The sequence below is a fragment of the Streptomyces sp. Je 1-4 4N24 genome, from assembly GCF_026239515.1.
Lineage (GTDB): Bacteria > Actinomycetota > Actinomycetes > Streptomycetales > Streptomycetaceae > Streptomyces > Streptomyces nigrescens.
The window spans coordinates 6,060,940-6,083,148 of record NZ_CP110836.1 but is presented as its reverse complement, the minus strand read 5'-3'; the positions used below and the strand labels follow the sequence as shown (position 1 = coordinate 6,083,148).

Here is a 22,209-nt window from a genome sequence, read left to right as displayed (position 1 = left end):
CCGGGCGCAGCCGCTCTCCACTCCTTCGATCACCACCCCGCGGAGGCCGGACCACGTGGAAGGATGGCCGAAGAGTCCGATGTGATGACGCATGCGAAGGAGATGGCCGGGTGCCTGGCACAAATCTGACCCGCGACGAGGCGCAGGAGCGGGCGCGCCTGCTGACCGTGGACGCGTATGAGATCGATCTCGACCTCTCCGCCGCGCAGGAGGGGGGCGCCCCCGGGTCGGCCGAGGACGGGAGCGCAGGAGGCACGTACCGGTCCGTGACGACGGTGCGGTTCGACGTCGCCGAGGCGGGCGCGGACTCCTTCATCGATCTGGTCGCGCCGGCCGTGCACGAAGTGGCGCTCAACGGCGAGGCGCTGGATCCGGGCGAGGTGTTCAAGGACTCGCGGATCGCGCTGACGGGGCTGCGGGCCGGCCGCAACGAGCTGACGGTCGTGGCGGACTGCGCCTACACCAACACCGGTGAGGGGCTGCACCGCTTCGTCGACCCGGTCGACCAACAGGCCTATCTGTACACCCAGTTCGAGGTTCCGGACGCCCGTCGGGTGTTCGCTTCCTTCGAGCAGCCGGATCTCAAGGCGACCTTCCAGTTCACCGTGAAGGCCCCGGAGGGCTGGACGGTGATCTCCAATGCGCCGACGCCGGAGCCGAGCGACAACGTCTGGCGCTTCGAGCCGACCCCGCGGATCTCGACCTACATCACCGCGCTGATCGTCGGCCCGTACCACAGCGTGCACAGCACGTACGAGAAGGACGGGCGGACGGTGCCGCTGGGCATCTACTGCCGGCCGTCGCTTGCCGAACACCTGGATGCCGACGAGATCTTCGCGGTCACCCGGCAGGGCTTCGAGTGGTTCCAGGAGAAGTTCGACTACGACTACCCGTTCGCGAAGTACGACCAGCTCTTCGTGCCGGAGTTCAACGCCGGCGCGATGGAGAACGCGGGCGCGGTGACCATCCGCGACCAGTACGTCTTCCGCTCCAAGGTGACGGACGCGGCGTACGAGGTGCGCGCGGAGACCATCCTGCACGAGCTGGCGCACATGTGGTTCGGCGACCTGGTCACCATGGAGTGGTGGAACGACCTGTGGCTGAACGAGTCGTTCGCCACCTACACCTCGATCGCCTGCCAGGCCTACGCCCCGGGCTCGAAGTGGCCGCACTCGTGGACGACGTTCGCCAACTCCATGAAGACCTGGGCCTACCGGCAGGACCAGCTGCCCTCCACGCACCCGATCATGGCCGAGATCAATGACCTCGACGATGTGCTGGTCAACTTCGACGGCATCACCTACGCCAAGGGCGCCAGCGTCCTCAAGCAGCTGGTCGCCTATGTCGGCATGGACGAGTTCTTCCAGGGCGTGCAGGCCTATTTCAAGGCGCACGCCTACGGCAACACCCGGCTGTCGGATCTGCTCGGCGCGCTGGAGGAGACCAGCGGGCGGGATCTGAAGACCTGGTCGAAGAAGTGGCTGGAGACCGCCGGGATCAACATCCTGCGGCCGGAGATCGAGGTGGACGGCGCCGGCGTCATCACCTCCTTCGCGGTGAAGCAGGAGGCTCCGGCGCTGCCGGCCGGCGCCAAGGGCGAGCCGGTGCTGCGGCCGCACCGGATCGCGGTCGGCGCCTACGAACTGCAGGACGGCAAGCTGGTGCGGACCGAGCGCATCGAGCTGGACGTGGACGGTGAACTGACCGCCGTGCCCCAGCTGGTGGGCAAGGCGCGGCCGGCCGTCATCCTCCTCAACGACGACGATCTGTCGTACGCCAAGGTCCGGCTGGACGAGGAGTCGCTGAAGGCCGTCACCGAACACCTCGGCGACTTCACCGAGTCGCTGCCGCGCGCCCTGTCGTGGGCGTCGGCCTGGGACATGACGCGGGACGCCGAACTCCCCGCCCGTGACTATCTGTCGCTGGTGCTGTCGGGCATCGGCAAGGAGTCGGACATCGGCGTCGTCCAGTCGCTGCACCGCCAGGTGAAGCTGGCGCTGGACCTGTACGCGGCTCCGGAGTGGCGCGAGACGGGTCTGGCGACGTGGACCGCGGCGGCCCTGGAGCAGCTGCGGGCGGCCGAGCCGGGCAGCGACCACCAGCTGGCGTGGGCCCGCGCGTTCGCCGCCTCGGCCCGTACGGACACGCAACTGGACCTGCTGCAGGGCCTGTTGGACGGTACGGAGGAGATCTCCGGGCTGGCCGTGGACACCGAGCTGCGCTGGGCGCTGCTGCAGCGGCTGGCGGCCACCGGCCGGGCGGACGAGAAGGCCGTCGCGGCGGAGCTGGAGCGGGACAAGACCTCCGCGGGCGAGCGGCATGCCGCGACGGCGCGCGCGGCGCGTCCCACGGCGGAGGCGAAGGCCGAGGCCTGGGCCTCGGTCGTGGAGTCGGACAAGCTCCCCAACTCCCTGCAGGAGGCCGTCATCGGCGGCTTCGTCCAGCCGGACCAGCGGGAGCTGCTGGCGCCGTACACCGCGAAGTACTTCGCCGCGGTGAAGGACATCTGGAACTCCCGCAGCCATGAGATGGCGCAGCAGATCGTGGTGGGTCTCTACCCGGCGCTGCAGGTCTCGCAGGAGACCCTGGACGCCACGGACGCCTGGCTGGCCTCGGCCGGGCCGAGCCCGGCGCTGCGCCGGCTGATGACCGAGTCGCGGGCGGGGATCGAGCGGGCGCTGAAGGCGCAGCGGGCCGACGCGGCGGGCTGACCGGCCCACGTTCCGGTTCCGCCGTCGCGGATTCCGCCGGACCCTCGTCATGGGGGTTGTTCGCCGTGGCGGCGGGAACTTCTCCTGCCGCCACGGCTGGTGACGCCGCCCGGCGGACGGGCGCCTGGTGCGCTGCCGTCCGCCGGACGAGGGGCCCCGCTCCTCGATCGCTCGGGGAGGTGGCCGCCGGGCCCCGTCCCCCTCCCGCGGGGCCCGGCGGAAACAGGCGTGCGGCTCAGCCGCCCAGCGCGTCGAAGCGGCGGCCGAGTGCGGTGCGGCCGGCCTCGGTGAGGGCGCCGTGCAGCCGCATCCGGGCGAGGCCGCCGTCGGGGAAGACGTCCAGCCGTACGTGGGTGGCGGTGACGGCCGCCGGCAGGGCGAAGCGGTGCGGGGTGTCGGGCTGGAGCTTCGTCTTCGGCAGGATCTCGAACCAGGAGGCCTCGTCGGCCGGGTCGCCGTCGCACCCGGACAGGGCGGCCCAGCCCGCGGAGTTGCCCTTGAGGTAGGCGGTGTCGATCTCCACCGCCCTGATCTCGCCCTGCGCGGCGAGGCGGAAGCGCACCCAGTCGTGGGTGCCCTTGACCCGGCGGCGGCGGTTCTCCCAGCCGTCGTCCATCTTGCGGGAGAGATCGGGCCGGATGATCTGGGTGGGCGAGGAGTAGAAGCGGTCGGAGGCGTCCTCGACGGTGCCGCCGTGCAGCACGGAGGCCAAGTCGAGGGTGCCGAGCACATCGAGCCACGCCGGGTCCGGCACGACCTCGCCGTGGACCCGGAGGCGGGCTATGCCGCCGTCGGGGTGCTGCTTGAGCCGCAGATGCGTGAAGCGGCGCTCGACGGTGACCTCGAAGCCGTTGGCGGCGTGGCCGCGGACGGGGGTGCGCGGGACCAGCTCCTCCCACTTCACCTCGTCGGCGAGCAGCTCGTCGGGGCCGGGGCTGCCGGGCAGCGAGGTGGCCTCGACGGAGACCTGCTGAGGGTAGTTGCCGCGGAAGTGAGCGGTGTCGACGACGATGCCGCGGATCACGCCGGGGGCGGCGAGCCGGATGAGCGCCCAGTCGTGCGCGTCGTCGTCCGGGAAGGGATGGTCGCCGTCGGTGCCGCGGCGGCGCCGGGTCTCCCAGCCGTCCATGATCTTGCCCTTGTGGCCGAAGTGCTCGGGGTCGAAGACCGCCGGAGCCGGCTTCAGCAGATTCTCGCGCTCGGCGAAGAACTCGTCGTTCGCGGCGATCACACCGGCACCGAGACGGCGGTCGGCGAGGTCGACGAGCGAGGTGAAGGGGAAGTCCCCGCCGCGGTAGTCGGCGTAGGGGTCTCCGCCACCGTACGGGTTGGCGTCGTTGGCGTGCGGATCAGTGGTGTCGGCGGCCGGGTTGGCGGTCATCGTTGCCCTTCGATGGTGTGGAGGTGCGGACCGCTTCACGGTCGCAGTGGACCACCCCACAGGTCCATCGAAAGTTTTTGAGGAATACGTTCAGCTGGACTGAATGGTTTCCTCTCCCGGCGGCTGCGCGGCGGCCGCCTGCCGCAGCGCGGCCAGCACCCGGGCTGGCCCCGGCGCCCCTTCGGAGCCGCGCCGGGCGGCGGCGATCACATGACGGCGCGGCTGGTCCGCGTGCAGCACCCGCAGCGCGACCCCGCCGCCGTGCTCCCGCCGTACGCCGCGGCCTGCGCCGACGCCGCCCGCCATGGCCATCCGGGGCACCAGCGCCACCCCCATCCCCGCCGCGACCATCGCCCAGATCGCGCTCCAGTCGGCGGCGGCATGCGCCTGCTCGGGCACGAACCCGGCGTTCTCACAGGCGGTGGTGGTGATCTGCGACCAGGGCCCGCTGCTGCCGAAGATCCAGGGCTCGCCCGCCAGATCGGCCAGCCGCAGCCCCGGTTCGGCGGCCAGCGGATGACCGGCCGGCAGCGCCACGTCCAGCGGGTCGGCGAGCAGCGAGACCCGGCTGAACTTGGGGTCGCGCGGAGTGGGGGCGTGCGCGGCGAGCGACAGCGCCAGATCGACACTGCCCTCCGCCAGCAGCTCGTACGCGGCCTCCGCCTCCGCCTCCCGTACGGCGACCGACAGCCCCGGGTGGCTGCGGCGCAGCTCCTGTACGGCGGGGACCACCAGCGCGGGAATGGCGGTGGAGAACGCCCCGACCCGTACCTGGCCGGCCTCCCCCTGGAGGTAGCCGAGCAGTTCCGCGTCGGCGCGCTCCAGCTGGGCGAAGACCGCCTCGGTGTGCCGCAGCACCAGCTCGGCGGCGTCGGTCAGCCGCACCCGCCGGCCATGGGCCTCCAGCAGCGTCACCCCGAGGGCCTTGGCCAGCCCGGTCAGCTGCTGGGAGACCGCCGAGGGCGTCATGTGCAGCGCCTCGGCGGTCGCGGTGACCGTGCCCAGCTCGTGGAGGGTGCGCAGGATGCGCAGCTTCTTGAGGTCCCAGTCGGCCATGCGGGAAGCGTACGCACCCGCCGCCGCGGTCACCGCGGACCACGGCAGCGGGGAGCCGGCCGGGTCAGGCCCGGCGGTTGGCCTCGCGGCGGGCGAGGATGGCGGCCTGGCGCTCGTCGAACTTCCGCGCCTGACCGTCCAGGCCGTCCATGAACAGGCCCAGCTCCTCCTGCGCGGCCAGCCCGGCCGGACCCAGTCCGCCGATCTCCAGCACCTTCAGAAAGCGCAGCACCGGCTGCAGCACATCGTCGTGGTGGATCCGCAGGTTGTAGATCCCGCCGATGGCCATCCGGGCGGCGGACCGCTCGAAGCCGGGCATCCCGTGGCCGGGCATCCGGAAGCCGGTGACGACATCGCGCACCGCGCACATCGTCTGGTCGGGCGCCATCTCGAAGGCCGCACCGAGGAGGTTGCGGTAGAAGACCATGTGGAGGTTCTCGTCGGTGGCGATCCGGGCCAGCATCCGGTCGCAGACCGGGTCACCGGAGTGGTGGCCGGTGTTGCGGTGCGAGATGCGGGTGGCCAGCTCCTGGAAGGCGACGTACGCCACCGAGTGCAGCATGCTGTGCGAATTGTCGGACTCGAAGCCCTCCGACATGTGGGCCATTCGGAACCGCTCCAGCTCGTCCGGGTCGACGGCCCGGCTGGTGAGCAGGTAGTCGCGCATCACGATGCCGTGGCGGCCCTCCTCGGCGGTCCAGCGGTGCACCCAGGTGCCCCAGGCGCCGTCGCGGCCGAAGAGGGTGGCGATCTCGTGGTGGTAGCTGGGGAGGTTGTCCTCGGTGAGGAGGTTCACGACCAGGGCGATCCGGCCGATGTCGCTGACCTTGGACTGCTCGGGCTCCCAGGCCTCGCCGTCCAGCGGTCCGGGGAAGTTGCGCCCGTCGCTCCACGGTACGTACTCGTGGGGCATCCAGTCCTTGGCGATCTTCAGATGGCGGTTGAGTTCCTTCTCGACGACCTCTTCGAGCGCGTAGAGCAGCTGGGCGTCGCTCCAGGCGGCCTGGCCGAGCTCTCCGTTATGGCGGGCAGGGGCGATGGTCACGGGGGAACTCCTGGGGACGATGACCTACGGGTCCGTAGGTTTGACCTACGGCTGCGTAGGTTACGTCATCGTAGGTTAGGGCCGGTTAAACACAGCCCCCTCGCAAACCGGCCGAAAATCGCGCGATAGCCGCCTCGCAACCCCTTTTTCACCTGCGGAAATATCCGGGTACGACAAAGGGCGCCCCTCGGTTCTTGTAACCGATGGGCGCCCTTGAGGCGTCACTTGGTGCCCGGTGTCAGGCCTTGGACCCGGCCTGCTTGCGGGGCTTGTCGCCCACCATGACCAGCCCGGCGATGACCAGGAAGAGAACGATGGGCAAAGCGACGAAGAGGCCGAGCGTCTCGATCACGCTCAGACCCGGACCCGGGTCGTCACCATCGTCGCGGGTGAGCGCAAACGCGGGGGACGACATCAGCAGCATCAGCGCGGTGCCGGCGGTGATGGTTCCGGCGCGCAGGACATTCTTATTGACCTTGTTGCTCACGAAGTCAACGTATCGGACGCCTCGGCGCCCCGCGCGCCCGGGGTGGCACAACCGGCGCTCCCGCGGGCTCAGCCGCCGGCGGCCCGGCTGCGGTGCAGCGTGACCGGCGCCACCCGGTTCCGCCCGCGGGACTCCTCGACAACGACCCGTACGGCGTCCGCGGTCACCGGCCGTGGGAGCGTGAGAATCCGCCGGTGTCCGATGGTGGTGCCGTGCGCGAGCGTCGTCCAGGTGCCGCCGGTCCGCGCCCGGACGGTGAACCGCTCGACCCGCTGGCCGTGCCGGATGTCCTCGGCGACCCCGATCCGGTCGAACGTCCAGGGCCCGGGCCCGGCCGTCCGCAGATCCGTGCCGTAGGTCTCGCGTACGGCGGTCCCGAAGGCGGTGAGCGAGGCGACGTCCTCGGCGGCGATGCGGCCGTCCCTGGCGGGCGGGACGTTCAGCAGCAGCGAGGCGTTGCGGCCCACGCTCTTCTCGTAGAGGTCCATCAGCTGCGCCGGCGTCTTGGGGCGTTCGCCGGGGTGGTGGAACCAGCCGGGGCGCAACGAGACATCGGCCTCGGCCGGGTACCACTGGAGGTATTTGGTGGTGGGCGCGAGGAGCTTGGCGCGGGAGCCGATGTCGGGGTCGGTGGAGTCGTGGGGCAGCCCGCCGGCTCACGGTCCAGGGGTCGTCGGCGGAGGGGGTGACGCTCCACTCCGTCTCGCGGGCGATGCCGTTCTCGTTGCCGACCCAGCGGGCGCCCTGCGGTCCGGCGAAGACGACGGTGTCCGGGGAGAGCCGGTGGATCATCCAAAACCACTCGGCGACGTGGTACTTCTGCGTGATCCCGGCGTCCGACCAGGGGTTCGCGCCGTCCAGCCACAGTTCGTCGAGCGGACCGTAGCGGGTGAAGAGTTCATAGACCTGGTTGAGGTAGTAGGCGTCGTAGTCGTCCGCCCGGACCCGGAAGGCGGGCAGCGCGCCGCTGCGGACCGCGGCGGCGCGGTCGTCGCCGGGGACGAGGGTGGGGATGGTGCGCTCGGTGACCTTGCTGCCGTTGCCGAAGCGGCCCAGGCCGCGGGGCGCCCGGTCGCCGTCCTCCAGGGCGACCCGCTCGGGCAGGCTGAGCGGGAGGCCCTCCTGCTGCTTCTTGCGGATCTCCGCGACCCACCGTGTGTGCCAGGCGTGCGGGAGTTCGGCGCCGTCGGAGGGCGAGAGGTAGATGCCGACCTTCAGCCCGGCCCGGCGGGCGGCCTTGACGTACGCGCCCACGACATCCGGGCTGCCGGGACTGGCGGCGACGGAGTGCGGGGTGTAGCGGCTCGGGTAGAGCACGAAGCCGTCGTGGTGCTTGGCGGTCAGCATCACCTGCTCGGCGCCGGCCGCCCTGTACGCGCGCATCCACTGGTCGACGTCGATACGGGAGGGCCTGAACAGCTTCCCGTCCTCGGCGCCGGAGCCCCATTCACGGTCCGTGAAGGTGTTCATACCGAAGTGCGTGAAGGCGGTCACCTCCCGTTGCTGCCAGGCGAGTTGGCCCTTGGTGGGGACGATATGGGCGGCCTTGTCGATGATCCGGGCCGGGGTGTCACAGGGTTCGACGGCCATCTGGGAGGCGGGGCGCACGGGCCGGTCGCAGGGGCCGGCGGAGGCGGTCGACGACGACCGGGCCAGGGAGCTCTGGACGGGGGCGAGCGCGGCGGCCGCGGTGAGCGCGAGTGCGCACAGCGTCCGCCGGGTGCTGCGAAGTGCCATGGTTCCCTCCAACTCGCCGACCACGCTTGGCCAATGGTCGGATGTCTGGATGGTGTCCACGGCATGGTGCCGGACGGTGCGACGTCCCGGAAGGGGGTGTGCGGCGAGCGCTGCCGGGGGTGCGCCTAGCGACTCCCGTCCGACAACTCCCGCATCAGCGCGTGCAGTCGGGGTGAGGCGGCCAGCTCTTCCAGGGTGTGCGGACGGCCGTCGGGGCCGGCGATCGGCAGGCGCCAGTTGGGGTATTCATCCCATGTTCCGGGGAGGTTCTGCGGGCGCCGGTCCCCCACCGCGTCGGGCAGCCAGACGCCGACCATCCGCGCCGGGGTGCGCAGCAGAAAGCGGTGCACGGCCTTGACCGCCGCCTCCTCGTCGCCCTGCCCCTCGGGCAGCAGTCCGCGCCGCACCAACTCCCCCATCCACTCGGCGAGTTCATAGGTGGCCCGGGACCGCTCCCGCTCCGGCGGGCCGGCGAGCAGCCCGAGCCGTTCGCGCAGGGCGACATCCGCACCGGTCAGCCGGGCCGCGGTGGTCGGCAGATCGTGGGTGGTGACGGTGGCGAGACAGCCGCTGCGCCATTCGCCGGGCGCCAGGATGCGGGCGGCGGCTCCGGAGCCGGGGGCGGCTTCCCGGGCCTCGACGGCCTCCCGCGCCACGTTGTCCTCGCCCGCCGGACCCGCGCCGGAGCCATCGGGAACGGCCTCAGGCGCGAGGGCGGCGCCGGGGCCGTCGACCACGTCCGTCACTTCGCCCGCTTCGGCCGCCTCCGCCGCTTCCGCCGCTTCGGCCCGCGGCGCCTCATCCCGCTCCCCACCCCCGTAGTCCCGTTCGAACCACAGCACCGACGTCCCCAGCACGCCCCGGGCGGCGAGGGCACCGCGGACGCCCGGCTCGACGGTGCCCAGGTCCTCGCCGATGACCGCGGCACCGGCCCGCTGCGCCTCCAGGGCCAGCACGGAGAGCATCGCCTCACCGTCGTAGCGGACGTAGGCGCCCTCCGTCGGCGGCCGGCCCTCCGGGACCCACCACAGCCGGAACAGCCCCATCACATGGTCGATCCGCAGGGCACCGGCGTGCCGCAGCAGTCCGCGCAGCAGCTCCCGGTAGGGGGCGTAGCCCGCGGCGGCGAGCGCGTCGGGGCGCCAGGGCGGCAGGCCCCAGTCCTGGCCGCGGGCGTTGAAGGCGTCCGGTGGCGCCCCGATGGACATCCCGGCGGCGAAGGCGTCCTGCTGCGCCCAGGTGTCGGCGCCGGAGGGATGGACGCCGACGGCGAGGTCGTGCACCAGCCCGATGGCCATCCCGGCGTCCCGCGCGGCCCGTTGGGCGGCGGCCAGCTGCTGGTCGGTGAGCCAGGCCAGCCGGCAGTGGAAGTCGATCCGGTCCAGCAGCCGGTGCCGCAGCCGGGCGGTGCCCGGGGACCGTGGGTCGCGCAGCTCGGCGGGCCAGCCGCGCCAGTCCGGGCCGTGCCGCTCGGCGATCGCGCACCAGGTGGCGTGGTCCTCCAGCGCCTGGCCCTGTTCGGCGAGGAAGTCGCAGTACGCGGCCCGCCGCCCCGGGCTGAGCGGGACCGCCCACACCAGCTCCAGCGCCTCCCGCTTGAGCGCCCAGACGGCGTCCCGGTCGATCAGTGCGCCCCGTTCGAGCACTGCGGAACGGAGTGCGTGGGCGCGGGCGGCCAGCTCGTCGGCCCGTAAGCGCGCGGTGCCGGCGAGGTCGGCGTACTCCGGGATGTGTTCGATCCGCAGATGGACCGGGTCGGGGAAGCGGCGCGAGGAGGGCCGGTACGGCGACGGGTCGGTGGGCGGGCCGGGGACGGCCGCATGCAGCGGGTTGAGCTGGACGAAGCCGGTCCCCAGGGCGCGCCCGGACCAGGCCGCGAGATCGGCGAGGTCCCCGAGGTCGCCCATGCCCCAGGACCGCTGGGACAGCAGCGAGTAGAGCTGCACCAGAAAGCCGTGGCTGCGGCCGGGCGGTGCGGGCACCCGGTCGGGCGCGACGATCAAAGGGGCGCGGGCGGTCCGGCCGCCGGGGGTCCGGGCCTCCAGTACATGGATGCCCAGGGGCAGCCGGGCGAGCGCCGCCGGATCGGGCGCCCCCAGGTCCGCCGTCCCCCCGCCTTCGGTCTCGACCCGGAGGACGGTGCCTTCGGGGAGACCCGTGAGGTCGGGTGGGCGGTCAGGGCGGGCGACGACGGTGCGGGGAAGCAGGGCACGGCCCGCGCCGTCCTCGTACGCGGCCAGGGCGGTGCGTACGGCGTACGGGGTCGAGGCGTCGACCCCGAGTGCGCCGAGTACGGCGACGACGGTGTCGTCGGCGGTCTGGACGCTCTTGCCCGGCGAGGGTGCGTACGACGTGGCGATGCCGTGCAGCCGGGCGAGCCGCGCGCGGCCCATGGGTCCTCAGACCTCCATGGACTCCGTACCCATGCCCGCGGCCGTCGGCTCGCTGGTCAGCGGCAGCTCGGCGGCGATCGGGACCTCGCTGGTCAGTGGGGCGGCGTCGGCGAGCGGGGGCTCGCTGGTCAGGGGCGGCTCGACGAAGCTGTAGGAGCCGGAGCCGTCGAGGCCGGAATCGGGGTCGGACACCCCGTCGAAGAGATCGGGCTCCATCGTCGCACCTCCCGGTTTGGAGGACAGAGCGTCGAGGAGCAGTTGAGCGGATGCGGCCACGAGGGCCTCCCGTTCATCGGTAGTGGGACACGTGGGCCCTACCCACTCGACACGTTCGCAGACGTATCTGCTCACGAAACGTGACCCACGTCACATTATGCCTCACGCAGGCGATTTCACTGCGTCGAACTCCGGAAGGCGCAGAGAACGCGCAGAAAGCGGGCCCCGCGACGAAAGTTCTGCGGACCGGCGGACCCCCGCGAGCCCCTCCTGCAACACCGGACGTACCCGTCCGTACCCAGCCGTCCAGGACCCCGCCATGGCCCGGTTGACACCCTCACCGCCACAATGGTGGGCTCACGGCCGAAGGTCTGTCCGAACGGGCATCGGCGGGGAAAACGGGGCGCCGGTGCAGACCGGTAAGCGATGGACGGGGACGAGGAGCAGCCGTGCGAGGCCGGGGCGTATGGAGCGTCGGAAAAATCGGTAGGGGCGGCAGGGCGAGCGGCGCGGGTGCCCGCGCGCGGGTGGCGGGGACCACCGCACTGGCCGCCGCGGTCATCGGGGGTCTGCTCGGCGGGGCGCCGGGCGCCCAGGCCGCGCCCGCGGGCCCCGCCATCGGCACGCCCGAGCAGCCGGACCGGCCGGCCGGGGCGGGGCGGACGCCCGCCGTCTGGCCGCGCCCCCAGTCGATGCAGGAGCTCGGCACCGCCGTGCCCCTCTCCGGCGAGGCGGCCCTGGTGGCGGCGCCGGACACCGATCCGTACGCGCTGGACGTGCTGCGCGGGCTGCTGCGCGACGCCGGGGTGCACACCGTCCGGACACTGGCGCCCGGTGACCCGCTGCCCGCGGCCGGGCCGGTGATCCGGGCCGGCGGCGAGCAGGCCGCGGACGCGCTGCGGTCCCTTCGGGCACCGGCCCGCGGGGATCTGCCCTCCGGCGGCTACCGGCTGGCCGTGGGCCAGGTCGCGGGCCGGGACACGGTCGCCCTGGACGGCGTCGGCCCGGACGGCCTCTTCCACGCCGCGCAGACGCTGCGGCAGCTGGTCACCGATGGGGCCGGCAAGGGACGGCAGCTGGCCTCGGTGACCGTGCGGGACTGGCCCGGTACGGCCGTGCGCGGCACCACCGAGGGGTTCTTCGGGCAGCCGTGGAGCCGGCCGCAGCGGCTCGCCCAGCTGGACTTCATGGGGCGCACCAAGCAGAACCACTATCTGTACGCACCCGGCGACGACCCGTACCGGCAGGCCCGGTGGCGCGACCCCTACCCGGCCGCGCAGCGCGACGACTTCCGGGCGCTGGCCGAGCGGGCCCGCGCCAACCACGTCACGCTGGGCTGGGCCCTCGCCCCCGGCCAGGCGCTGTGCTACTCGTCCGACGAGGACCTGCGGGCGCTGCGGCGCAAGGTGGACGCGATGTGGGCGCTGGGGGTGCGGTCCTTCCAGCTGCAGTTCCAGGACGTCAGCTACAGCGAATGGCACTGCGACGACGACAAGGACACCTTCGGCGCCGGCCCGCAGGCCGCGGCCAGGGCGCAGGCCCGGGTCGCCAACGCCCTCGCCGCACACCTCGCGGAGCGCCATCCGCAGGCCCCGCCGCTGTCGCTGATGCCGACCGAGTACTACCAGGACGGCTCGACGACGTACCGCAGCGCGCTGTCCGATGAGCTCGGCGACGGGGTCGAGGTGGCCTGGACCGGTGTCGGTGTGGTTCCGCGGACCATCACCGGCGGGGAACTGTCCGCCGCCCGCCAGGCGTTCGGCCACCCGCTGGTGACCATGGACAACTACCCGGTCAACGACTACGCCCAGGACCGGATCTTCCTCGGTCCCTACCGGGGCCGTGAGCCGGCCGTCGCCACCGGCTCCTCGGCGCTGCTCGCCAACGCCATGGAGCAGCCGCTCGCCTCCCGTATCCCGCTGTTCACGGCCGCCGACTACGCGTGGAACCCCCGCAACTACCGCCCCGCGGAGTCCTGGGAGGCGGCCGTCGACGATCTGGCGGGCGGCGATCCGCGGGCCCGTGCCGCGCTGCGGGCGCTGGCCGGCAACGACTCCTCCTCGGTGCTGGACCGGACCGAGTCGAAGTATCTGCGGGTGCTGATCAACCGCTTCTGGGCGGCCCGCGAGGCGGCGACCAACCACGGCCGGCCCGGCCGGGACGCGGACCTCGCCAAGGCGGCGCGGGCGCTGCGGAGCGCGTTTCGGACCATGAGCAGCGCCCCTGACGACCTGAATGCGGATCTGGCCGCCGAGGTCCGCCCCTGGGCGGAGCAGCTGGCCCGCTACGGCAGCGCCGGCGTGCACGCCGTGGACACGCTGATGGCGCAGGCCCACGACGACGGCGACACCGCCTGGTCCGCCCAGCGCACGGCGCAGCGGCTGCGCAAGGAGATCGGGCGCAGCCCGGCGACGGTCGGCAAGGGGGTGCTCGCACCGTTCCTGGAGCGGGCGATGACCGAGGCCGACGCCTGGACCGGCGCCCGCCACGAGACCCCCCGGCCCGCCGGGAAGGACGCCGGCCCGACGTCGCTGACCGTGCCCTTCGAGCGGGCCCGCCGGCTGGCCGCGGTCACCGCCCTGACCGAGCCGGGCCCCGCCGCCGGCGCCGTGTCCCTGGAGGCGCATGTCCCCGGCGAGGGCTGGCGCCGCCTCGGCCGGCTCTCCGCCACCGGCTGGACGGAGTCGCAAACGCCGCGGCTGCGCGCCGACGCGGTACGGCTGACCTGGGCGAACGGCACGAAGGCGCCGTCCGTGAAGGCGCTGACCCCCTGGTTCGAGGACACCCCGCCGGCCGGGCTCGAACTCTCCCGCAAGGAGGCGGACGCCCAGAACGGCGGCAGTGCGACGGTGGACGCCCTGATCTACTCCCGCCGCCCCGGCGACATCCACGAGAAGCTGACGGTCAAGGCACCCAAGGGCTTCACCGTGCACGCCCCGAAGGAGGTCACCGCACCGCGGGGCGGCACCGCCACGGTCCGCATCACGGTCGATGTCCCCGAGGACACCCCCTCGGGGACGTACGAGATCCCGGTGGACTTCGGCGGCGCGGAGCAGACGCTGACGGTGCGGACCTACCCGCCCACCGGCGGCAAGGACCTGGCACGCGGCACCGTCGCCACCTCCTCCGGGGACGAGACGCCCGATTTCCCGGCGTCGGCGGCCACCGACGGCGATCCCGGGACCCGCTGGTCGTCCACCGCCGAGGACGGCGCCTGGCTGCAGTTCGCCCTGGCCCATCCGACCCGCCTGGGCCGGCTCGTCCTGAACTGGCAGGACGCCTACGCCGCCGGCTACCGCATCCAGGTCTCCCCGGACGGCCGCACCTGGCGTACGGCGGCCACGGTCCGGGACGGCAAGGGCGGCCGGGAGTCCGTCCGGATGGACGCCAAGGACGCCCGGTTCGTCCGCATCCAGGGCGACAAGCGGGCCACCCGCTTCGGCTACTCACTGTGGTCGGTGGAGGCCTACGCGGTGACGGAGCCAGGCGGCGAGGACAGGCCGGGCGACGAGGACAAGCGGGGCGGCAAGGACGCACCGGGCGGCAAGGCCAAGCACTGAACGACGTCCGGGGGCCGTCGGGAGCCGCGCACACAGCGCAACCCCCCACGGCCCCCGGACGGAAAAACCCGGACCTACGCCGATACGGCGTCGATCCGGGCCAGGGCGTCATCCGCGCCGTACGGCTGCAAATACGGCAGCCAGCGCGGGTCACGATGGCCCGTACCGATGATCCGCCACGCCAGTCCTGACGGCGGGGCGGGCTGATGCCGGAGCCGCCAGCCGATCTCGGCGACATGGCGGTCGGCCTTGACGTGATTGCAGCGCCGGCAGGCGGCGACGACGTTCTCCCAGGTGTGCTGACCTCCGCGGCTGCGCGGGATGACGTGGTCGACGCTGGTTGCGACGCCACCGCAGTACATACAGCGCCCGCCGTCACGGGCGAACAGCGCCCGGCGGGTCAGGGGCACGGGGCCGCGAAAGGGCACCCGCACGAACCGCTTCAAGCGGACCACGCTCGGAGCAGGGATGACATGGGTCGCGCTGTGCATCAGGGCGCCGGACTCCTCAAGGCTCACAGCCTTCTCATTGAGTACGAGGATGAGCGCACGGCGGAGCGGTACGACGCCGAGCGGCTCGTACGACGCGTTGAGGACCAGGACATGCGGCACGGGTGCCTCCTTGTACGCCGGCGGCGCGTGGCTCGCGCCGGGACGATCTCCCCACAGTGTCCCCCGCTGCCTGGTCGGAGCGCCACCATGACCGAGTAACGGGCCGGAGGTGTTTTCCACCACACCCCGCGCACCGCTGTCCGGATCCCGCTCTTTCCGGCCCGCGTAAAACCTGCCTGCTCGAACAAGAGCGCGGACCGTTCTCATTGCCCCGTTAGTGTGGTTGGTCTGCCCGGTCCCTGGGGTCCCACCGAGGCCCGGGTCTGCTGTCCCACACGGAAGGTTCGACTGTGTTCTGGTCCGCTTCGCCGGTCGCTGCCGCGCACCTGAGCGCCGCCACACCCGGCTCATCCGGCCCGGCGTCCCTCGACGACGCCACGGAGAAGGCCACCAACGCCGCCGGATGGGTGCAGGAGAACTGGGGGACGTGGCTCACGTCCGGCCTGCAGATCTTGCTGATCCTCGTGATCGCCGTGGTGCTGCGGCATGTGATCCGCCGCACCATCACCAAGCTCATCGAGCGGATGAACCGCACCGCGGCCGCCGCCCAGGGCACCGCGCTGGGCGGACTGCTCGTCAACGCCGAGAGACGCCGGCAGCGCTCCGAGGCCATCGGCTCGGTGCTGCGCAGCGTCGCCTCCTTCGTGATCATGGGCACGGCCGCCCTGACCGTGCTCTCGGTCCTGAAGATCAACCTGGCGCCGCTGCTGGCGAGCGCCGGTGTGGCCGGTGTCGCCATCGGTTTCGGCGCCCGCAACCTCGTCACCGACTTCCTCTCCGGCGTCTTCATGATCCTGGAGGACCAGTACGGCGTCGGCGACGAGATCGACGCCGGGGTCGCCACCGGTACGGTCATCGAGGTCGGCCTGCGCGTCACCAAGCTGCGCGGCCCCAACGGCGCGATCTGGTACATCCGCAACGGCGAGGTCAAGCGGATCGGCAACCTCAGCCAGGGCTGGTCCACGGCCGCCGTCGACGTGGTGATCGCCGCCGACCAGGACCTGGAGCGGGCCCGCGACACCATCACCACCGCCGGCCAGGAGATGTCCAAGGCCGAGCCCTGGAACGAGCAACTGTGGGAGCCCGTGGAGGTCCTCGGCCTGAGCGAGGTGCACCTGGAGACGGTCACCATCAGCGTCTCGGCCAAGACCATGCCCGGCAAGGCCCTCGGCGTGGAGCGCGAACTGCGCTGGCGCATCAAGCACGCCCTGGACGCCGCCGGCGTCCACCTGGCCCCCCGCCCGCTCCCCGAGGACGAGGAAGCGGAGGCCAACGACCCCGCCGCCGGTATGGCCGCCCCCTCGGCCCTCAACAACCCGCTCTCCCCGCAGTCCATGGCGACGAACCCGATCGCCTCACCGTCCAAGCTGGGGAAGTAGGCGGGTGGCGACGGCTGCCTGAGGGCTCCCGTAACCAGGGAGGGGCGCATCGACTGGGTGTCGGTGCGCCCCTCTTCCCTTTCGCGGTCCGGGGCGACCGGCTTCCGTTTCGCGGTCCGGGGGGACCGGGCGGGAGGCGGTGTTGGGGGCGTGTGCCGCCCGGGGAGGGGACTTCGCCGTGGGGCCGTCGCCCGGGGCGCGAGGGCTGAGGGCTGTCCGCCGCGGGCCTTGAGCCGCTCCCCCGCCCGGCCCATTGACGCCGCTCCGGCCCACGGCCTACCTTCCTGAGCACCGATGGGAAAGTTTCTTAACAGAAACGCGCGGTCGTCCCGGCCGCCGGTGAACGGGGTGATGGTCATGGCCGGTCAGCAGCCGGTGCGGCGCGTCCCCGGGACGCCACGGGTGCTGCGGGCCATGAACGACCGGGCCGCGCTCGATCTGCTGGTGTCGCAGGGCCCGTTGACCCGTACCCGGATCGGGGAACTGACCGGACTGTCGAAGCCCACCGCCTCGCAGCTGCTGACCCGGCTGGAGGCCGCGGGCCTGGTGCGTACCACCGGCAATGTGACCGGCCGGCCGGGGCCCAACGCGCAGCTCTACGAGATCAATCCGACGGCCGCGCACCTCACCGCACTCGCCGTCGACCAGCAGGGGGTCACCGCCGCGGTCGCCGACATCACCGGGCAGGTGCTCGGCGAGGAACGGGTCGGCACCGACACGATCGCCGAGGACGTACCGAACCGGACCGCGCAGCTGGTCGCGCAGGCCGTCGACGGAGCGCTGTCCAAGGCCGGGCTGGGACGCGGGCAGCTGCACGGGGCGGTGATCGGCACACCCGGCGCTCTGGACCCGCGGACCGGGCGGCTGCGCTACGCGCCCCATCTGCCGGACTGGCACTCGCGAGCGCTGAAGGAAGAGCTCGCCGAGGTGCTGGGCATGCCGGTCACCCTGGAGAACGATGTGAATCTGGCGGCCGTCGCCGAGCAGCACGACGGAGCCGCACAGGACGTCGACGACTTCGTACTGGTGTGGGCGGACGAAGGGGTCGGCGCCGCCCTCGTGCTGGGCGGTCGGCTGCTGCGCGGCGCCACCGGAGGCGCGGGCGAGATCGGCTATATGCCGCTGCCCGGCGCCCCGCTGTCCCGGGGCGGCGAACGCGGCGCCGCCCGGGCGGACGCCGACGGCGGCGGCTTCCAGCGGCTCGTCGGCGCACCGGGCGTCATCGAACTGGCCCGGGAGTACGGGGCCCCCGACGTCCGTACGGTCGCCGAGGCACTGGCGCACGACGCGGTGCGCGCCGAGATCGCCCGGCGGCTGACGACCGGGCTCGCCGCCGTGGTGGCGGTCGTCGACCCCCAGCTGATCGTGCTCGCCGGCGAGGTCGCCCAGGCCGGCGGGGAGGCCCTGCGCGCCCTGGTCGAGGAGGAGTTCACCGGGCTCGCACTCCCCCGCCCCGTCCTGCGCCTCAGCCGTACGGAAGGCAATCCGATTCTCCTCGGCGCACTGTGGACGGCGCTCGCCGCTACGCGCGACGCGGTGTTCCCCGCCGGCTGACGGACACCACCGGCCACGGCACCCCGGCCGCCACCACCGAGCCAACGATCACCCGCCACCCACTACCCACCAACGACCAGAGGCACCGGCCGCCGGCCGCCGACCGCCGGCCGCCTCAAGGAAGAACAGCGCCACTTCCCCAACTCCCCCTGCCGTGAAGGAAGTCCGCCATGCCGCTTGTGGGTAGAACTGTCCGGCTCTCCGTGGCCCCGGCCGGCGCCGGGCCGCTCGTCCCGAAGGCCTTCTTCGAAGGCGTCGCGCTCACCGGAGTGAAGGGCTGATCCTTTATGACGTCTCCCCAGGGGCACACCCTCCGCCCCCGCATCAAGCTCGCCGTGGTCGGCGGCGGCTCCACCTACACCCCCGAACTCATCGACGGTTTCGCCCGGCTGCGTGCTCTGCTGCCGCTGGAGGAACTCGTCCTCATCGACCCGGACACGGAGCGGCTGGAGCTGGTGGGCGGACTGGCCCGGCGTATCTTCGCCCGGCAGGGGCACCCGGGCCGGATCTCCTGGACCGGCGACCTGGACACCGGTACCGACGGTGCCGACGCCGTGCTGCTGCAACTGCGCATCGGCGGCCAGGCCGCCCGCAACCAGGACGAGACCTGGCCGCTGGAGTGCGGCTGCGTCGGCCAGGAAACCACCGGCGCCGGCGGCCTCGCCAAGGCGCTGCGCACCGTCCCCGTCGTCCTCGACATCGCCGAACGGGTACGCCGCCGCAACCCCGCGGCCTGGATCGTCGACTTCACCAACCCCGTCGGCATCGTCACCCGGGCCCTGCTCACCCACGGCCACAAGGCCGTCGGACTGTGCAATGTCGCCATCGGCTTCCAGCGCACCTTCGCCACCCTGCTGGGCGTCGCCCCCGAGCAGGTCGAGCTGGAGCACATCGGCCTCAACCACCTCACCTGGGAACGGTCCGTACGCGTCGCGGGCAAGGACGTGCTCCCCGAGCTGCTGGCGGCACACGGCGACACCCTCGCCGGCAAAGTCCGGATGCCCCGCGCCCTCCTCGACCACCTCGGCGCCATCCCCTCCTACTACCTGCGCTACTACTACCAACATGACGCCGTCGTACGGGAGTTGCGCAAAAAACCGTCCCGCGCCGCGGAGGTCGCCGCCCTTGAGCGGCAGCTGCTCACGCTCTACGGCGATCCGGCGCTCGACGAGAAGCCGGAGCTTCTGTCCCGGCGCGGCGGGGCCTTCTACTCGGAGGCCGCGGTGGCGCTGACCTCGTCGCTGCTGGGCGACACCGGCGACGTCCAGATCGTCAACGCCCGCAACGACGGCACCCTCCCCTTCCTCCCCGACGACGCGGTGATCGAGGTGCCCGCAACGGTGGACTCGATGGGCGCCGCGCCCCTGGCCGTACGCCCCCTGGAACCGCGCTACGCCGGGCTGATCGCCCATGTCACCGCCTACGAACAACTCGCCCTGGAGGCGGCACTGCTGGGCCGCGACGGCCGTACCACCGGCCGGGCCGACGGGCGCAACGCCGTCTTCTCCGCCCTCCTCGCCCACCCCCTCGTCGGCCAGCTCGACCAGGCGGACCGGCTCACCGACGCGCTGATCGCGCACAACCGGGAACACCTCACGTGGGCCTGACCCGCACGGCGCTGGCCGTCGACGCGGGCAACAGCAAGACCGATGTGGCGCTGGTGGCCGAGGACGGCAGTGTGCTCGCGACCGCCCGGGGCGGCGGCTTCCGGCCGCCGGTGGTGGGCACCGGGCGGGCGGTCGACGTCCTGGCGCCGCTGGTGGCATCCGTCCTGGCGCAGGCCGGAGCGGCCTCCGGCCCCGTCGGCCATCTCTCCGCCTTTCTCGCCAACGCCGACCTCCCCGTCGAGGAGGCGCGGCTGACCGCCGAGATCGCGGGACGGGGGTGGGCGCGCACGGTGACCGTCCGCAATGACACCTTCGCCCTGCTGCGGGCCGGGCTGCCGGACGACGGGGAGCCCGTGGGCGTCGCCGTGGTCTGCGGGGCCGGCATCAACTGCGCCGGGCTCGGACGCGACGGAGCCACCGCGCGCTTCCCGGCCCTCGGCCGGATCTCCGGTGACTGGGGCGGCGGTTCATGCCTCGCCGACGAGGCGCTGTGGTGCGCGGCCCGCGCCGAGGACGGCCGCGGCGCGGCGACCGGGCTGGCCCGCGCACTGCCCGCCCACTTCGGCCTGACCACCATGCGGGAACTGATCGAGGCACTCCATCTGCACGACATCCCCGGCCACCGGCGCCACGAACTGCCCCCGGTGCTCTTCGCCGTCGCGGCCTCCGGCGACCGGGTCGCCCGCGCCCTCGTGACCCGCCAGGCGGAGGAGGTCGTCCTGCTGGCCGGGGTCGCCCTGGAACGCCTCGGCCTCCTCGGCGAACCCACCCCCGTCATCCTGGGCGGCGGCATCCTGGCCGCCCGCCACACCCTCCTCCATGACCAGCTCACCCAGCTCCTCGCGGACCGCGCCCCCAAGGCGGTTCCGCATGTGGTGACCGCCCCGCCGGTACTGGGCGCGGCCCTCGACACCTTGGACCGGGCGGGAGCGAAAGCGGGGGCTTATGGGCGGGTGCGGGGGTTTGGGGGGTGGGGGGTGGGGTGCTGAGGGGACTGGGGGGCTGAGCCTCCGCCCTGGGTTGTGTGCCTCCCGCCTCCCCTGGGGGGCCTCCCCCTCCCCCCACCCCCCCAGCCCCCCGTTCGGCGCCCGCCCCGCCTCACCCCACCCGCACGCTGTCCCCCCGCCATGTCTCCGCGCGCTCGCCCGGGGCCAGGACGAGGTCCCGGGCGGGGGCCTCGCCTGGTACGGCGGTGGGGCGGGCCGCGGGTCTGGGTGGGGCGCAGTAGTTGCGCTCCGTAACGACGGTGATGTAGTGGTCGGTGTCGTTGACGATGAGTGTGGCGGAGCCGTCCAGGCGGTGGTCGAGGGGGTAGCTGCCCTGGGGGTCGATGTAGGTTGTGCCGCCGATGGTCAGAAAGCCTCTGGCCGAAGGGGTGTTGTCCGAGGTGGGGCCACCGCCGGCCGTGGCGGCTGCGAGGGGGCCGAGGAGTTTCCTGATCCGGCGCATGGCGTTGCCTCCGATTCGTCAGGCGCGGTGGACCCGTACTCAGCGGTTGAGGCGGGATCCGGCTTCGTTACTCAGCGTAGTCGGAGGTGGGTGGGCGGGGCAGCGGCGCGTGGGAGTGAAGTGGGGGGCGTGGGGAGGTGGGCGCGCGCGGTCGGCGGGCCCGGGTCAGTCGTCGAGCGGGAGGGCGAGGTCCCGTACGTGGCCGGCCAGGAGGAGGACGGCCGCGTCCACGGCGGCCTGGGGGTCCTGGGCGCGGATGGCGTCGGTGAGGCGGGAGTGCGGGTCGGCGGGGGCCGCGGTGGCGGTGTCCAGGCAGGCGGCGCGGCGGAGTTCCTCGCGCAGGGCGGCGCTGAGGGAGCGGTAGATGTCGGCGAGGACGGGGTTGTCGCTCGCCTCGGCGACCAGGACGTGGAACTCGGCGTCGGCGGCGGTGAACGCCTCGCTGTCGTGCGCGGCGAGGGCGGCCTTGCGGCGGGCCAGTGCGGCTTCGATGCCCGCGAGTTGGGCGTCCGTGCGGTGGGTGGCGGCCTGGCGGGCGGCGACCACGTCGAGGCCCTGGCGGACCTGGGTGACATGGCTGAGTTCGGCGCGTTCGAGGCGGCGGCGGAGGGCGACCGCGCTGTCGTCGTCGGAGATCACGAACGTGCCGTCGCCCTGCCGGGGCTCCAGGAGGCCGGAGTGCACCAGGGAGCGGACGGCTTCGCGGACGGAGGCGCGGCTGACCCCGAGGGTTTCGGAGAGTGCGCTCTCGGGCGGGATGCGGCTGCCCACCGGCCAGGTGCCGTTCACGATCTGGCCGCGGATCTCGTCGGTCGCGGTCTCCACGAGCGACACCCTGCCCTTGCGGACCGACTGCACGAGATCACTCCCCCTTCGGCGCGACATCCGCGGCCCGGTATCACCTGATGTCTGATGACTCATTGCCCACTGTAATGCGGGGCACGGCGGTGCGGCGGGCCCGTCCGTGGATCGCGATCCGAACAAGATCGGGGCATTCGCGGTGTGGGTGTCAGCGGCTGCGGA

15 protein-coding genes and 1 pseudogene are annotated in these 22,209 nt (G+C 72.9%); 6 read left to right on the top strand and 10 right to left on the bottom strand.

Annotated features, from left to right (window positions below; all coding sequences use genetic code 11):
- Positions 1-110: 110 nt before the first annotated feature.
- Positions 111-2,711, top strand: coding sequence for an aminopeptidase N (gene pepN, locus SLV14N_RS26495; protein ID WP_263271375.1), 2,601 nt, complete (start codon positions 111-113; stop codon positions 2,709-2,711).
- Between the two features lie 235 nt (positions 2,712-2,946).
- On the opposite strand, the gene alc is transcribed toward pepN, so the two are convergent.
- The 7 genes and pseudogenes from alc to SLV14N_RS26460 form a co-directional block, all read right to left on the bottom strand.
- The gene (gene alc / locus SLV14N_RS26490) at positions 2,947-4,092 is read right to left on the bottom strand and encodes an allantoicase (protein WP_263271374.1); all 1,146 of its coding nucleotides are present in this window, start codon (positions 4,090-4,092) and stop codon (positions 2,947-2,949) included.
- Positions 4,093-4,182: 90 nt separating this feature from the next.
- A complete protein-coding gene (locus tag SLV14N_RS26485) occupies positions 4,183-5,148 on the bottom strand; it encodes a LysR family transcriptional regulator (protein WP_263271372.1) in 966 nt (321 codons plus the stop codon).
- 64 nt (positions 5,149-5,212) lie between these two features.
- Complete coding sequence (locus tag SLV14N_RS26480; protein WP_208684193.1) at positions 5,213-6,193, bottom strand: acyl-ACP desaturase; 981 nt, start codon at positions 6,191-6,193, stop codon at positions 5,213-5,215.
- A 238-nt stretch (positions 6,194-6,431) separates the two neighbouring features.
- On the bottom strand, positions 6,432-6,680 hold the full coding sequence (locus tag SLV14N_RS26475; protein ID WP_208684192.1) for a hypothetical protein: 249 nt from the start codon (positions 6,678-6,680) through the stop codon (positions 6,432-6,434).
- A 68-nt stretch (positions 6,681-6,748) separates the two neighbouring features.
- Positions 6,749-8,417 (bottom strand): annotated as a pseudogene (locus tag SLV14N_RS26470) (alpha-L-fucosidase).
- 125 nt (positions 8,418-8,542) lie between these two features.
- The gene (gene malQ, locus SLV14N_RS26465; protein ID WP_263271369.1) at positions 8,543-10,810 is read right to left on the bottom strand and encodes a 4-alpha-glucanotransferase; all 2,268 of its coding nucleotides are present in this window, start codon (positions 10,808-10,810) and stop codon (positions 8,543-8,545) included.
- A gap of 6 nt (positions 10,811-10,816) precedes the next feature.
- A complete protein-coding gene (locus SLV14N_RS26460; protein ID WP_042154838.1) occupies positions 10,817-11,086 on the bottom strand; it encodes a hypothetical protein in 270 nt (89 codons plus the stop codon).
- 467 nt (positions 11,087-11,553) lie between these two features.
- On the opposite strand from SLV14N_RS26460, the gene SLV14N_RS26455 reads away from it, so the two are divergent.
- Positions 11,554-14,586 (top strand): beta-N-acetylglucosaminidase domain-containing protein, encoded by a 3,033-nt coding sequence (locus SLV14N_RS26455; RefSeq protein WP_263271367.1) that lies wholly within the window; start codon positions 11,554-11,556, stop codon positions 14,584-14,586.
- Between the two features lie 74 nt (positions 14,587-14,660).
- Here the strand turns inward: SLV14N_RS26455 and SLV14N_RS26450 are convergent, their stop codons facing one another.
- Positions 14,661-15,197, bottom strand: coding sequence for an HNH endonuclease (locus tag SLV14N_RS26450; RefSeq protein WP_006605595.1), 537 nt, complete (start codon positions 15,195-15,197; stop codon positions 14,661-14,663).
- Positions 15,198-15,487: 290 nt separating this feature from the next.
- Between SLV14N_RS26450 and SLV14N_RS26445 the strand changes: the two genes are divergently transcribed.
- The 4 genes from SLV14N_RS26445 (at position 15,488) to SLV14N_RS26430 (ending at position 20,726) form a co-directional block, all read left to right on the top strand.
- Positions 15,488-16,576 (top strand): mechanosensitive ion channel family protein, encoded by a 1,089-nt coding sequence (locus tag SLV14N_RS26445; RefSeq protein WP_208684187.1) that lies wholly within the window; start codon positions 15,488-15,490, stop codon positions 16,574-16,576.
- Positions 16,577-16,990: 414 nt separating this feature from the next.
- Complete coding sequence (locus tag SLV14N_RS26440) at positions 16,991-18,130, top strand: ROK family transcriptional regulator (protein WP_263273278.1); 1,140 nt, start codon at positions 16,991-16,993, stop codon at positions 18,128-18,130.
- A 323-nt stretch (positions 18,131-18,453) separates the two neighbouring features.
- Positions 18,454-19,737 carry a 6-phospho-beta-glucosidase gene (locus SLV14N_RS26435; protein WP_263273276.1) on the top strand — a complete coding sequence of 428 codons (1,284 nt, stop codon included), beginning with the start codon at positions 18,454-18,456 and terminating at the stop codon, positions 19,735-19,737.
- On the top strand, positions 19,728-20,726 hold the full coding sequence (locus SLV14N_RS26430; protein WP_263271361.1) for an N-acetylglucosamine kinase: 999 nt from the start codon (positions 19,728-19,730) through the stop codon (positions 20,724-20,726). Before SLV14N_RS26435 ends, SLV14N_RS26430 begins: the two co-directional genes overlap by 10 nt.
- A gap of 109 nt (positions 20,727-20,835) precedes the next feature.
- On the opposite strand, the gene SLV14N_RS26425 is transcribed toward SLV14N_RS26430, so the two are convergent.
- Positions 20,836-21,186 (bottom strand): hypothetical protein, encoded by a 351-nt coding sequence (locus SLV14N_RS26425; RefSeq protein ID WP_263271360.1) that lies wholly within the window; start codon positions 21,184-21,186, stop codon positions 20,836-20,838.
- Positions 21,187-21,351: 165 nt separating this feature from the next.
- Complete coding sequence (locus tag SLV14N_RS26420) at positions 21,352-22,044, bottom strand: FadR/GntR family transcriptional regulator (RefSeq protein WP_018088303.1); 693 nt, start codon at positions 22,042-22,044, stop codon at positions 21,352-21,354.
- Between the last annotated feature and the right edge of the window lie 165 nt (positions 22,045-22,209).